The following is a 12,315-nucleotide window of genomic DNA, read 5'->3' as shown; positions in this document are numbered from 1 at the left end:
TTGTCTGCCTACTCGGAGGTCATGGCTCGGTCCAACGACGAGGTGGCCGCGCTGTTCTACGAATACGCGGACCTGATCTCGATCACCGGAGGAGACGCGTACAGGACGCGCACCTACGAGAAGGCCGCGCGCTCGATCGGCGGCTACCACGCCGACGTCTCCACCCTCGACATCAAGGGCCTCCAGGAGATCCCCAACGTCGGCAAGTCCATCGCCGAGAAGATCCTCGAGTACTTCCGCAGCGGCAGCGTGTCCGCCGTCGAGGAGCTGCGGGCGAAGATCCCCGCCGGGGTCCGGCGGCTGACCGCCATCCCCACGCTCGGCCCGAAGAAGGCCTGTGTCCTGTACGAGGAGCTGGGCATCGCCTCCGTCGAGGAACTGGCCGACGCCATCCACGAGGAACGGCTGCGCGACCTGAAGGGCTTCGGGCCGAAGACGGAGGAGAACATCCTCCACGGCATCGAACTCCTGCAGTCCTCCGGAGAGCGGGTCCTGCTCGACGTCGCCATGGACCTCGCCGACGACATCGTCACCGAGCTGTCGCAGCTGACCGGCTGCAAGCGGTGCACCTACGCCGGCTCACTGCGCCGCGTCCGCGAGACCATCGGCGACATCGACATCCTCGTCGCGGCGAAGAAGGCGGAGCCGCTCATGCGGGCGTTCACCGAGCTGCCGTACGTCTTGGAGGTCATCGCGCACGGCGAGAAGAAGACGTCCATCCGCACCACCAAGGGCCTGGCCGTCGACCTGCGTGTCGTCCCGCCGGACTCCTGGGGAGCGGCGCTGCAGTACTTCACCGGCTCCAAGGCGCACAACATCCGCACCCGGGAGATCGCCGTCCACCAGAAGCTCAAGCTCTCCGAGTACGGGCTCTTCGACGCCGAGAGCGGCAAGAAGATCGTCTCCGAGACCGAGGAGGACGTGTACGCCCGCCTCGGCCTGCCCTGGATCCCGCCCACCCTGCGCGAGGACCGCGGCGAGATCGAGGCCGGGCTGCACGACGAACTGCCCGACCTGATCCAGGAGAAGGACATCCGGGGCGACCTGCACACCCACACCGACCTCACCGACGGTCTCGCCCCGCTGGAGGAGATGGTCACCGCGGCCGCCGAGCGCGGCTACGCCTACTACGCCATCACCGACCACGGGCCCAACCTCTACATGCAGCGCATGACCGACGAGCGGATCCTGGCCCAGCGCGAGCGCGTACGGGAGCTCGACGGCGCCCATGGCGGCAAGGGCGGCAGAGGCATGCGGCTGCTGCACGGCGTGGAGCTGAACATCGACCCGGACGGGGACGTCGACTGGCCGGAGGAGTTCCTGGCCGGCTTCGATCTGTGCGTGGCCTCCGTGCACTCGCACTTCAACCAGAGCCGCGACGCGCTGACCCGGCGGCTGGTCAGGGCCTGCGAGCACCCGTACGTCAACATCATCGGCCACCCCACCACCCGGATCATCGGCAAGCGGCCGCCCATCGACGCCGACCTCGACGCGGTCTTCGCCGCGTGCGCGCGCACCGGCACGGCCCTGGAGATCAACGCGCACCCCGACCGGTTGGATCTGCGCGACGAGGACATCCTGCGGGCCAGGCGGCACGGCGTGAAGTTCGCCGTCGACAGCGACGCCCACGCCACCCTCCACCTGGCCAACATGCGCTACGGCGTGGGCACGGCACAGCGCGGCTGGCTCACCAAGGACGACGTGATCAACACCTGGCCACAGACCCGCCTGCGGCGCTTCCTGCGCAAGGGCAGGACCGGTCGCAGATCCCGTGGCTGACCGGAGCGGATCCGGCGGTGCGCCGCCGCGGCTGCCGGCCAGTTTCGTCCCACCCTGGCCTGGAAACTCGCATACGGCACGCCACCCAGAAGATCCAGAAGACCGGAGGGCAAGACCGATGCCTCCCACGCATCCACCCGACTTCGAGCACGCCATCCACACCGCCAACATCTGGCTGAAGGCGGTGTCCGAAGCCCTGGGCACTGAGGACCGCCATTTCGCCCACCGGGTGCTGCGCACCTGGCTGCACACGCTGCGCGACCGGGTCACCGTCGACGTGGCCGCCCACTTCGCCGCGCAACTCCCTGACCTGCTGCGGGGCGCCTATTACGACGGCTGGGACCCCAGCGCCGTACCGGTCAAGTACGGCCGCGAAGGGTATGTGGACCGCTTCGTCCAGGAAGCGAAGGTCACTGCCGACGACGTGCCCCGGATCGCTTCGGCCGTCACCGCCGTCGTACGCGACCACGTCTCGCCCGGGCAACTGGAGGCGGCAGTGGACCAACTCCCGCACGACATCCGCGAACTCCTCCTTCAGCCGGCTGCCTGACCGAACATCGTTCAACAAGGCCCGTCACCCGAGTGGCGTACTACGGCACGGGGTCGTGGAGTGCTCGCGCATAGCGTGGAAGCGCCGTAGCAGGACGAGGGGGAGTCAGACGCTTCCACACAGGAGGACTCCATGCCGGTTGCCGGGCAGATCATGCACCGAGGCGCAGAGTGCATCAACAAGACGGAAAACCTCACCCACGCCGCCGAGTTGATGAAACGACTGGAGGTCGGCGCACTGCCGGTCTGTGAGGACGACGGCAGGATGTGCGGCATCATCACCGACCGCGACATCGTGGTGAAGTGCGTCGCCGAGGGACGTGACCCTGGCGAGACCGAGTGCTCGGAGCTGTGCCAGGGCACCCCGCAGTGGATCGACGTCAACGCCGACGTCAGCGAGGTGCTCGCCACGATGGAGCGGCACCAGATCAAGCGCCTGCCGGTGATCGAGAACAAGACGCTGGTCGGCATGATCAGCGAGCGGGACATCGCCCGGCACCTCAGCGAGCACCAGATCGCCGAGTTCGCCGAGCGGGTGTACGCCACCGCCTGAGCTCCTTCGGCCGCGTGGTTGCCTGGCGACGGCAGCATCCGTCGCCAGGTGCCACCCAACCCGCACAGCACCCTGCGCCGGGTCGTGCCGAGTATGCACAATAGAGAGGGAAATGTGCTTTTAGTGTCGATGGGGACACGGCGCCTGGGGTGAGCACGATGAACACGTACCGTGCGTTCCTTCCGGCGACCGAGCTGGCGGTGGCGGCCGTCGATGCCGCGGGGACGGTCATCGCGTGGAGCCCTGGCGCCCAGATGCTGCTGGGCTACGCACCGGACGAGATCGTCGGACGTGCGGCGTCCAAGCTGCTGACCGGCGGCCGACTGCCCGACCAAGCCCGGCGGCACCTGGCCGAACGCAGAGCGTGGATGGGCAGGCTCGTCCTGCGGGACCGGGCAGGACGTACGGTCGAGGCCGATCTGCAGGCGTGTCCGCTGGTCGGCGCCAATGGAGACCTGCCGTGGTGGTCGGTGCACGCGACCGTTCCGCAGGACAGCGACGGAGCGGCGCTGGCGCTGCAGCGGAGTCTGCTGCAGCAGCGGCTGCCCACGCTGCAGGCGGTGGAGATCGTGACCCGCTATCTTCCCGCCGAACCGCACGCGGGCGTCGGCGGCGACTGGTTCGACGTCATCCCCCTGTCCGGGGCCCGGGTCGCCCTCGTCGTCGGCGATGTCGTCGGCCACGGGATCCATGCCTCCGCCGCGATGGGCCGGCTGCGGACGGCGGTGCGCACCCTGGCCGACATCGACCTGCCCGCCGACGAGCTGCTGACGGACCTCGACGACCTGATCATCGAAGAGGCGCGGGAGAGGTCCACCTCCGACGGGGAGGTCGGCGCGACCTGCCTGTACGTGGTCTACGACCCCACGTCCCGCCACTGCACCGTGGCCAGCGCGGGCCACCCGGCGCCCGCCGTGGTCACCCCGGACGGCACCGTCGACTTCCTGGAGGTGGAGCCGGGTCCGCCCCTGGGCGTGGGAGGTGTGCCCTTCGAGGCCGTCGACTTCGCGCTGCCCGAGGGCAGTCTCCTGGTGCTGTACACCGACGGGCTGATCGAGTCCCGCGGGCGCGACATCAACACCGGGATGAACGCCCTGCGCCGCGCCCTGACCCGTACCGCCTCCTCACTAGACGACGTGTGCGACGCGGTCCTCGACACTCTGCTGCACCGTGAGCCGGACGACGATGTGGCCCTGCTCGTCGCCCGGACCCACCCCCTCGACACCGACTACGTCGCCACGTGGAGGGTCGCCCCCGACCCGGCGGCGGTCGCGGACGCCCGCCGGTGGACCGTAGCGCGGCTGGAGGCGTGGGGTCTGGCCGAGGCCGTACCCACCACCGAGCTGATCGTCAGCGAGCTGGTCACCAACGCCATCCGGCACGCCCACGCCCCGATCATGCTGCGGCTGATCCACAACGGCATGCTGATCTGCGAGGTCTCCGACGGCAGCAGCACCTCTCCGCATCCGCGCCGCGCCCGCGTCCTGGACGAGGGCGGGCGCGGACTGCTCCTGGTCGCGCTGCTGTGTGAGCGGTGGGGCACCCGGCACACCGGAGCGGGAAAGACCATCTGGGCCGAGCAGCCCCGCCCCCTGCACGTGACCGTCCCCGTCAGTGACCCGCCCGTCGCTGCCTGAGCCTGATCGACACTCCCTCACGATCGGCATTCCCTCACGCGGGCGGGAGCGGGCGGGGCCGGCCCGGTGACCTCCACGTGGGCAGGGCGCAGCAGTTGGTCGCCGAGCCGGTAGCCGGATCGCAGGATCTCCGTGCAGATCAGGTGGTCGGAGTCCGGGGACACGTGATGGGCCACTGCCTCGTGGCAGGTGGGGTCGAAAGAGTCTCCCTCCTGGCCGAACGCCTCCAGACCCAGCGCCCCCAGCTGGGTCCGGAGGGTGTCGGTGATGTCCTTCAGACCCGGGGTCATGGGCTCGTGGGCGCAGGTGCGGTCGACGGCGTCCAGGACGGGCAAGAGGGAGCGCAGGACGTTGGCCACGGCGATCTCGCGTACGGCCATACGGTCCCGGCGTACCCGCTTGCGGTAGTTGTCGATAAAACTTGAGCTCCCTCTTGTCAAGTCTCTGTCCACTTCGACCTGCCCGGCGTCTTCAGCCGTCAGCTCTTTCTGGGCGAGACGCTCGACCTGGAGAAGATCACCGCCCACTACGACGCGGGCGTACTCACCCTGCGCATCCCGGTGATGGAGCAGGCCAAGCCCCGCCGCATCGAGATCAGCCGAGGAGAAGGGGACGCGAAGCAGATCACCGGCTGACCGGACAGGAACGACTGCGCGACCGTGCCCGTTCACGGTGTGCCCGGCACCAGTCCGGTCCGGTAGGCGAGGACGACGGCCTGGACGCGGTCGCGCAGGGCGAGTTTCGCCAGGATGCGCGACACGTACGTCTTGACGGTCTCGGGCGTGATGAACATCGCCGCGGCGATCTCCGCGTTCGACAGGCCTTCGGCGATCAGCTGGAGCACTTCCAGCTCGCGCGGGGTCAGCGCGCGTACGACGTCCTGTCTGGCCGGCCGGGCGGTGTCGGCCGGCCGCAGGTGTTCGGCGAAGTGGCCGATGAGGTGGCGGGTGACGGTGGGTGCCAGCAGGGCCTCGCCCCGGGCGACGGTCCGGATGCCGTTCACCAGCTCCGCCGGGGGCGCGTCCTTGAGCAGGAAGCCGCTGGCTCCGGCGCGCAACGCGTCGTAGACGTAGGCGTCGACGTTGAACGTGGTGACGACCAGCACCTTCGGCGCGGCCTCGGCGTCGGTGCCGGGGCCGGCCAGTTGCCGGGTCGCCTCGATGCCGTCGAGCAGGGGCATCCGGATGTCCATGACGACCACGTCGGGGCGCAGCCGCCGCGCGGCCTGGACCGCCTCGTGGCCGTTCTCGGCCTCCCCGACGACCTCCATGTCGGGCTGCGCGGAGAAGATGGTGACGTAGCCGGTCCGTACGAGTGCCTGGTCGTCGCAGACGAGCACGCGGATCGGTGGCGGCGCATCGCTCACGGGGTCACTCCTGAAGGGGCTTGGACGGAATCGTGGCACAGACCTCGAAGCCGCCTTCGCGCCGGGGACCGGCCTCCAGTTCACCATCGAGCATCCGCACCCGTGCACGCAGCCCGCTCAGCCCTCGTCCGCCCGCGGGGTCCGGCTTCCGCGTGACCGGCGCGACCACGGGTCCTTCGGTGGTCACCGCGATCTCGATGTGCTCCTCGCCGTGCCGGAGCAGGACCCGGGTCGGCATCCCGGCCGCGTACTTCATCGCGTTGGTGAGCGCCTCCTGCACCACCCGGTACGCGGCCAGCTCCACGTCCACGAGCTGCGGCCGCCGCTCGCCCCGCTCGCTGAACTCGACCGGCTGTCCCGACCTGCGGGCCTGCTCGACCAGGTCCGCCACCCGCCCCAGGGTGGGTGCCCGGCCCGCACGCGCCGGGTCCGCGGGCGCCGACTCGCCGGTCGCCTCCAGCACGCCGAGCAGGTACCGCAGCTCCGTCAGCGCCCGACGGCCGGTGTCGCTGACGGCCGACAGTCCCTCGCCGGCGCGGTCCGGCGCGGACGTGAGCAGGAACTGCGCCGCGTCGGCCTGGACCACCATGGCCGTCACATGGTGGGTGACCACGTCGTGCAGCTCGCGCGCGATCCGCGCCCGCTCGGCGGCCGTGGCCACCTCGGCGGCCAGCCGCCGCCGCTCCGCCTCTTCCGTCCGCCTTGTGCGCACCGTGCTCCCCACCAGCCAGATCGCGGCCAGAGCGAGGTAGTACGCGAGATAGTCCGGGATCGACTGCGGTGAGCCGAGGCGGTCCAGTACGACGGCCAGCACGGCGTAGCCCGCACTCGCCACGGCGGTCAGGCCGTGGCGGAATCGGACCTGATGGGCCCCGGCGGAGTACAGGGCCAGATACAGCCCCACACTCGCGAACGTCGTCGCGAAGCCCAGCGCCTGGTGCACGGCGAACGCTCCCGCGACGACGGCCAGACAGGCCGCGGGCCACCGGCGGCGGACCGCCAGCGGCAGGGTCTGGGCCAGGACCAGCCCGACGCTCAGCGCGTTCGCCGGCCGCTCGTTCAGATCGCCGATCTGCCCACCGAGGTTGGACAGGGTCGGTACGAAGGCCAGCGCGGTGAGCACCAGCGCGAGGACGCCGTCCTTGAGGAAGGCATCCCGCTCCTGCCACCAGGCGAGCGGCGCCCGGAACAGCGGGGCACTCCAGGGCGCCTGACGGGACATCACTTCCGTTTCCTCCAGTCGTCCGGTCTCAGCCCTTGCTGCGCCGCCCGGGCCGTAGAGCGCCGCTCCGGCGGGCGAGAGCGAACATGGGCACGGCGAGAGCCACGCCGATGAGGACGGGCACGATCGACGTCTCCAGGCCGAAACTGCCGCCGGTCAGCAGGGCGGAGCCGTGGACGTCGACGGTGAACAGACCCTCGGGGGCGTGTCCGGAGACCGGGATACCGAGCAGCTCCTCCGTGGTGTTCCAGGCGAAGTGCAGACCCACGACGAACCAGATGCTACGCCGCCACAGGAACGCGGCACCGAGCAGGACGCCCGCCTCCAGAGCGATCGCCAGTCCGCTCCACGCGCTCGCTCCCGGGGCGCCCAGGTGGGCGACACCGAAGAACAGCGAGGTGATCACGATGGCGGCCCGGCTGCCCCACAGCTGCTCCAGGGCCTGCAGGGCAAGACCGCGGAACAGCAACTCCTCGGTGACCGCGGCGCCGATCTGCACCGCGACCGTGGTCCACACGACCGACATGAAGCCGTTGCCCGCCCAGGAGAACGAGTAGCCCCCGAACGCCGTGATCAGGAGGGCCGATACGAGGATGAAGCCCACGCCGATCCCGCCGCCGAGCAGCGCCTCCCGGCCGGCCCCGCGCCGGGCGATCTCCGGCGTGGAGCGCCGTGCGACACGGCGCATGACCCACCAGTACACGGCCACCGCGGCGGCCGCGCCCAGCACCGGCACCGGGCCGGGGCCGGTCGCCGTCAGGCCCGAGACCAGGCCGACGCCGACGATGCCCGCCGCCATCCAGCCGAGCGGAGAGCGCACGATACGGCGGAAACGCCCACCGCGGCCGTCCGGGCCGGTATTCGGGCCGGTATTCGGGCCGGAGCCTGTGTCGTGCTGCGTGACGGACGTCGTGCCCATGGTGGCCTCCCCGGTAGTGGTCGCACCTGCGGCGACTTGATGACCACGCTAGGAATTTGCCGACGTCGGCGAGTCACCCGCGCATGGACAACTCCTGTAGCTCTCACGGGGGATGCGCCGAACGCGGGTCACGGTGCCGACTGGATGTCCCCGCGTGTGGAGGACGCGATGGTGTCGCTGTGGGCGAAGTCGCCCGGGGGGATGCCGGGGTGGTGTCCGAGGCCGACCGGGGGCGCCGCCGCGGCCGAGGGGCCGAGGGTGAGGCGGGAGACGATGCGGTAGCGGTCGCCGCGGTAGACCGAGTGGACGTATTCGACGGCCTGACCCGTGGTGTCCGAAGTGAGCCGCTCGAAGAGCAGCGCGGGGGACAGCTCGGGCACGTCGAGCAGTTCGGCCTCGGCCCGGGTGACGACGGTCGGCTCGATCGCCTGCACGGCCTCCTGGACGTGCACGCCGTGCTGTTCGCGCAGGTGCTCGTACAGGTCGCCGGCTTCCAGTTCCTGGGCGGACAGGGTGGGGACCAGGTCGGCCCTGATGTGCAGGTGCTCGATGGCCATCGGGGCGCCGTCGACCAGGCGCAGCCGTGCCACGTACACGATCTCGGCGGCGGGTGAAAGGCGCAGCTTGCGGCCCACGCGCGCGCCTGCCGGGATGGTGGTGAACTCCAGCAGACGGCTCGACCAGGTACCGGAGGCCTGAGGCACCGTCATGGCCTGCTGGGCGGAGACGAGTTCCTGGGTGATCTTCTCGGGTGCCACGAACATGCCGCGGCCGTGTTCCCGTACGAGAAGACCCGCGGCGACGAGCTCGTCGACCGCCGCGCGCAGGGTCGGGCGGGACACGCCCAGCTGGGCGCACAGGGAGCGCTCGGAGGGGATCGCGTCGCCCGGGCGGTGCGACTCGACGAGGTCGAGGATGAAGTCGCGCACTCGCTCCCGTTTGAGAACTGCGCCTGGTTCGTCGGCCTTCATGTTGCCCTCCCTGATGCGCGGATCCCCGGTTGACCAGTTGACCAGTCGGTGCCCGTGGCCGGTCCCTTGGTCGGGAAAGTGTAACTGCCGCCGACCAAATCCCTTACGGACGCAGGGGGTTGACGCCGCGATTGGTCTATGCCACCTTCATCCACACATCGACAGATGAGCTGTCCAGTGGCCTCACTGGTCAAGTGGTCAGGCCCTCCAGGGGTGAACCCCACACGACCCGTTCCGGAGGCGAGCCATGCCCGCACTCGTGCCTCACCCCACCCAAGCCGCGTTCCGGCCCGGTCACTTCGCCCTCGACGACAGCACCGCGCTGCACATCGGCCCCGGCGCCGAACCGGCCGTAGACCTGCTGCGCACCTTGCTCGCCCCCGCCACCGGACTGGCTCTACGACCGTCCCCGGGCGGCCAGTTCACGCTGACGCTCGACTCCGGCCTCGGCGACCTGGGCGACGAGGGGTACGTCCTCACCATCGACCCGCACGCCCTGTTACTGCGTGCCGCGCACCCCACCGGCCTGCTGCGCGGTATCCAGACGATCCGTCAACTCCTGCCCCCGCAGGCCCTGTCGGCGAACCCGCAGCGCGGCACGCCATGGCTGTTGCCGTGCGTCGACATCACCGATGTCCCGCGGCACCCCTGGCGCGGCGCGATGCTGGACGTGGCACGCCACTTCCAGCCCGTCTCCTATCTGCGCCGGTACGTCGATGTCCTGGCCCTGCACAAGATCAGCGTGTTCCATCTGCATCTCACCGACGACCAGGGCTGGCGGATGCCGGTCGCCGCCTATCCCAAGCTCACCGAGATCGGCGGCCACCGTGCCGAGTCCCAGCAGGGCCCGGCCGGCAGCGGCACGTACGACGGCGTCCCGCACAGCGGGGCGTACACGCGGGCCGAACTCGCCGACCTGGTCCGGTATGCGGCCGCTCGCGGCGTCACCGTCATGCCCGAGATAGAGATGCCCGGACATGTACGGGCCGCCCTCGCCGCCTACCCCCACCTGGGCAACCACCCCGAGCGCACCCTCGACGTCTGGACGCGCTGGGGTGTGTGCGACACCGTGCTCGGCGTCCACGACGAGGTCCTCGACTTCTGCCGTACCGTCCTCGACGAGGTGATGGATGTCTTCCCCTCGCCGTACATCCACGTCGGCGGCGAGGAGTGCCCCACCACCGAGTGGACGCGCAGTGCCGTCGCCCGCGAACGAGCGGCGGCGGAGGGGCTGCCCAATCCCGAGGCCCTGCGCGGCTGGTTCCTCGGGCGGATCGGCGACCATCTGGTCCGGCGTGGGCGCCGACCGGTCGGCTGGGCCGAGACCGGGGCCGAACTGCCTCTGGACTTCACGGTGATGACGTGGCGCGACTCGTCCCACGCCTTGGCGGCGGCTCGTCGCGGCCACCCCGTCGTCAGCGCGTATCACCGGGCCACTTACCTCGACTACGCCCAGTCCACCGATCCGCACGAGCCACCCGCCCAGCCTGGAACCGTCGTAGATCTGCGCGCCGTTCACGCCCACGACGCCGTGCCCGAACACGCGGACGTCGACGCGGCCGGGCGGGTGCTCGGCACCCAGGCCCAGTTGTGGACCGAGTTCGTCGCGACGCCCGCCCACATCGAATACCTCACCTACCCACGCCTGTGCGCCCTCGCCGACCGCGGCTGGAGTGGCGCGAGCGACTGGGCCGACTTCCGGTTCCGGCTTGGCGCGCACACGGCCCGGCTCGATGCGCTCGGCGTCCAGTACCACCCCTGACCCCCGTCCCGTTCCGGGAATTCCGGGAAGCCCCCACCGTTCTGGAGAGGAACAAGGATGAGATTCGCGAAGAACCGGCTGCGCACCACCGCAGTCACCGCCGTAGCGGCGGCCATGGGCGCCGCCGCGCTCACCGCACTCCCCACCACCGCGAGCGCGGCGGCCGACGGGCTGAGTGTCCAGTACCGTACGAGCGCCACCGGGGCCAGTGCCGACCAGGCCGAACCCTGGTTCAAGGTGACGAACACCGGCACCGCGAGCGTGCAGTTGAGCGGAGTCAAGATCCGCTACTACTTCAAGGCCGACTCGGCGAGCGCGAGTTACCGCTTCGCCTGTTCCTGGGCCGTCAAGGGCTGCGCCAACGTCACGGGCACCTTCGGCACGCTCGCCAACCCGACCGCCACCGCCGACCGTTACCTGGAGATCGGCTTCACCTCCGGTGCCGGTTCGCTCGCCCCGGGTGCCGACACCGGCGACATGCAGCTGCGCTTCTACCAGTCGACGTGGGCGCCGCTGAACCAGAGCGACGACTACTCGTTCGGCGCCTCCCGGACGTCGTACGGCGACTGGTCCAAAGTCACGGCGCAGCTGTCCGGCACCACCCTGTGGGGCACGGCCCCCGCGGGCAACGAGCCGACGGACCCGCCCACCGATCCTCCGGCCGACGGTGCCGCGCTGTTCGACGACTTCAACTACAGCAGCCACAACGACCCGAACATCTCGGCTCACGGCTGGAGCGTGCGCGCCAACTCCGGCGGCCCCGGCGTGCCCGGCGCCACCTGGGCACCCGAGAACGTCACCTTCGCCAGCGCGGGCGGGAACTCCATCATGAACCTGGAGACCTCCACCGCCGGCACCGCGGCGAGCACCGAACACACCGAGATCCTCACCCGGGCGATGAAGTTCAAGAACGGCACCTACGCGGCCCGGGTCAAGTTCAGCGACGCGCCCAAGTACGGCCCCGACGGCGACCATCTCGTCCAGACGTTCTTCACCATCAACGACCTCAAGGCACCGCTGGCGGACGACTACGCCGAGTACGACTTCGAGTACCTGCCCAACGGCGGCTGGGGCGAGCCGTCGAACATCCTCTACACGACGTCCTGGGAGACCTACCAGGCCGACCCGTGGATTGCGGTCAACCAGCACAGCGAGAGCCGCCAGAGCTACGCCGGCTGGCACGACCTGGTGCTGACCATCGACAACAGCAGCATCAAGTACTACGTCGACGGACGGCTCTTCGGCACCCATGACGCCGCGTACCTGCCGGAGCGGCCGATGTCGATCAACTTCAACCAGTGGCTGATCGACCTCGCGGGCCAGACCAGCACCACGGGGCGGGCGTACGACCAGCAGGTCGACTACGTCCTCCACGTCAAGGACCAGGTCCTTACGCCGGCCCAGGTCGCCGCCAAGGTGACGGGCTACCGCAGCGCGGGCACCACGTTCCAGGACACGGTTCCCAGCAGCTGATCTCCGTACCCGGCGCCGGGGTCCTGTCGATCAACGGGCCACGGCGCCGGACACCGGCCCCGCCGATCAGCCTCCGCATGCACA

The 12,315-nt window shown here is 70.2% G+C and carries 11 protein-coding genes and 1 pseudogene; 7 read left to right on the top strand and 5 right to left on the bottom strand.

All coding sequences use genetic code 11. From position 1 onward, the window contains the following. Positions 1 to 21: 21 nt before the first annotated feature. The 4 genes from polX to AB0I98_RS09855 all read left to right on the top strand — a co-directional run bounded on the left by polX (position 22) and on the right by AB0I98_RS09855 (position 4,518). Entirely contained in the window at positions 22 to 1,779 is a 1,758-nt protein-coding gene (polX, locus tag AB0I98_RS09870; protein ID WP_362937963.1) for a DNA polymerase/3'-5' exonuclease PolX, read from the top strand. 118 nt (positions 1,780 to 1,897) lie between these two features. Continuing rightward, on the top strand, positions 1,898 to 2,329 hold the full coding sequence (locus AB0I98_RS09865) for a DUF2267 domain-containing protein (RefSeq protein ID WP_362937960.1): 432 nt from the start codon (positions 1,898 to 1,900) through the stop codon (positions 2,327 to 2,329). Between the two features lie 132 nt (positions 2,330 to 2,461). Continuing rightward, positions 2,462 to 2,881, top strand: coding sequence for a CBS domain-containing protein (locus AB0I98_RS09860; protein WP_362937957.1), 420 nt, complete (start codon positions 2,462 to 2,464; stop codon positions 2,879 to 2,881). Between the two features lie 158 nt (positions 2,882 to 3,039). Beyond that, on the top strand, positions 3,040 to 4,518 hold the full coding sequence (locus tag AB0I98_RS09855; RefSeq protein WP_362937954.1) for a SpoIIE family protein phosphatase: 1,479 nt from the start codon (positions 3,040 to 3,042) through the stop codon (positions 4,516 to 4,518). A 17-nt stretch (positions 4,519 to 4,535) separates the two neighbouring features. Here AB0I98_RS09855 and grpE read toward each other — a convergent pair whose 3' ends face one another. Further along, positions 4,536 to 4,970 (bottom strand): nucleotide exchange factor GrpE, encoded by a 435-nt coding sequence (gene grpE / locus AB0I98_RS09850; RefSeq protein WP_362937951.1) that lies wholly within the window; start codon positions 4,968 to 4,970, stop codon positions 4,536 to 4,538. A gap of 12 nt (positions 4,971 to 4,982) precedes the next feature. Here grpE and AB0I98_RS09845 point away from each other — a divergent pair. Further along, positions 4,983 to 5,153, top strand: a pseudogene (locus AB0I98_RS09845) (Hsp20 family protein); the annotation flags it as partial. A 32-nt stretch (positions 5,154 to 5,185) separates the two neighbouring features. Here AB0I98_RS09845 and AB0I98_RS09840 read toward each other — a convergent pair. From AB0I98_RS09840 to AB0I98_RS09825, 4 genes are all read right to left on the bottom strand, one after another. Next, positions 5,186 to 5,884 carry a response regulator transcription factor gene (locus AB0I98_RS09840; protein ID WP_362937948.1) on the bottom strand — a complete coding sequence of 233 codons (699 nt, stop codon included), beginning with the start codon at positions 5,882 to 5,884 and terminating at the stop codon, positions 5,186 to 5,188. A 4-nt stretch (positions 5,885 to 5,888) separates the two neighbouring features. Continuing rightward, a complete protein-coding gene (locus tag AB0I98_RS09835) occupies positions 5,889 to 7,106 on the bottom strand; it encodes a histidine kinase (RefSeq protein WP_362937945.1) in 1,218 nt (405 codons plus the stop codon). 28 nt (positions 7,107 to 7,134) lie between these two features. Next, positions 7,135 to 8,025, bottom strand: coding sequence for a CPBP family intramembrane glutamic endopeptidase (locus AB0I98_RS09830; protein ID WP_362937942.1), 891 nt, complete (start codon positions 8,023 to 8,025; stop codon positions 7,135 to 7,137). 128 nt (positions 8,026 to 8,153) lie between these two features. Further along, the gene (locus AB0I98_RS09825; RefSeq protein WP_362937939.1) at positions 8,154 to 8,996 is read right to left on the bottom strand and encodes a GntR family transcriptional regulator; all 843 of its coding nucleotides are present in this window, start codon (positions 8,994 to 8,996) and stop codon (positions 8,154 to 8,156) included. A gap of 247 nt (positions 8,997 to 9,243) precedes the next feature. On the opposite strand from AB0I98_RS09825, the gene AB0I98_RS09820 reads away from it, so the two are divergent. Both AB0I98_RS09820 and AB0I98_RS09815 read left to right on the top strand, forming a co-directional pair. Next, complete coding sequence (locus tag AB0I98_RS09820; RefSeq protein WP_362937936.1) at positions 9,244 to 10,758, top strand: beta-N-acetylhexosaminidase; 1,515 nt, start codon at positions 9,244 to 9,246, stop codon at positions 10,756 to 10,758. Between the two features lie 57 nt (positions 10,759 to 10,815). Further along, complete coding sequence (locus AB0I98_RS09815) at positions 10,816 to 12,231, top strand: cellulose binding domain-containing protein (RefSeq protein ID WP_362937933.1); 1,416 nt, start codon at positions 10,816 to 10,818, stop codon at positions 12,229 to 12,231. The last annotated feature ends 84 nt before the right edge of the window (positions 12,232 to 12,315 follow it).

Source organism: Streptomyces sp. NPDC050211, from assembly GCF_040656035.1.
In the GTDB taxonomy this organism is placed as follows: Bacteria; Actinomycetota; Actinomycetes; order Streptomycetales; family Streptomycetaceae; genus Streptomyces.
Note: the sequence above shows the minus strand (reverse complement) of the source record. Positions and strands in the feature narration are given on the sequence as shown.

Excerpts from the sequence above, each read along its gene's own strand:
- AB0I98_RS09825 (WP_362937939.1), bottom strand. The coding sequence starts at position 8,996 with ATGAAGGCCGACGAACCAGGCGCAGTTCTCAAACGGGAGCGAGTGCGC.
- AB0I98_RS09815 (WP_362937933.1), top strand. The coding sequence starts at position 10,816 with ATGAGATTCGCGAAGAACCGGCTGCGCACCACCGCAGTCACCGCCGTA.
- AB0I98_RS09855 (WP_362937954.1), top strand. The coding sequence starts at position 3,040 with ATGAACACGTACCGTGCGTTCCTTCCGGCGACCGAGCTGGCGGTGGCG.
- AB0I98_RS09860 (WP_362937957.1), top strand. The coding sequence starts at position 2,462 with ATGCCGGTTGCCGGGCAGATCATGCACCGAGGCGCAGAGTGCATCAAC.
- AB0I98_RS09865 (WP_362937960.1), top strand. The coding sequence starts at position 1,898 with ATGCCTCCCACGCATCCACCCGACTTCGAGCACGCCATCCACACCGCC.
- AB0I98_RS09835 (WP_362937945.1), bottom strand. The coding sequence starts at position 7,106 with ATGTCCCGTCAGGCGCCCTGGAGTGCCCCGCTGTTCCGGGCGCCGCTC.
- AB0I98_RS09820 (WP_362937936.1), top strand. The coding sequence starts at position 9,244 with ATGCCCGCACTCGTGCCTCACCCCACCCAAGCCGCGTTCCGGCCCGGT.
- AB0I98_RS09830 (WP_362937942.1), bottom strand. The coding sequence starts at position 8,025 with ATGGGCACGACGTCCGTCACGCAGCACGACACAGGCTCCGGCCCGAAT.
- polX (WP_362937963.1), top strand. The coding sequence starts at position 22 with ATGGCTCGGTCCAACGACGAGGTGGCCGCGCTGTTCTACGAATACGCG.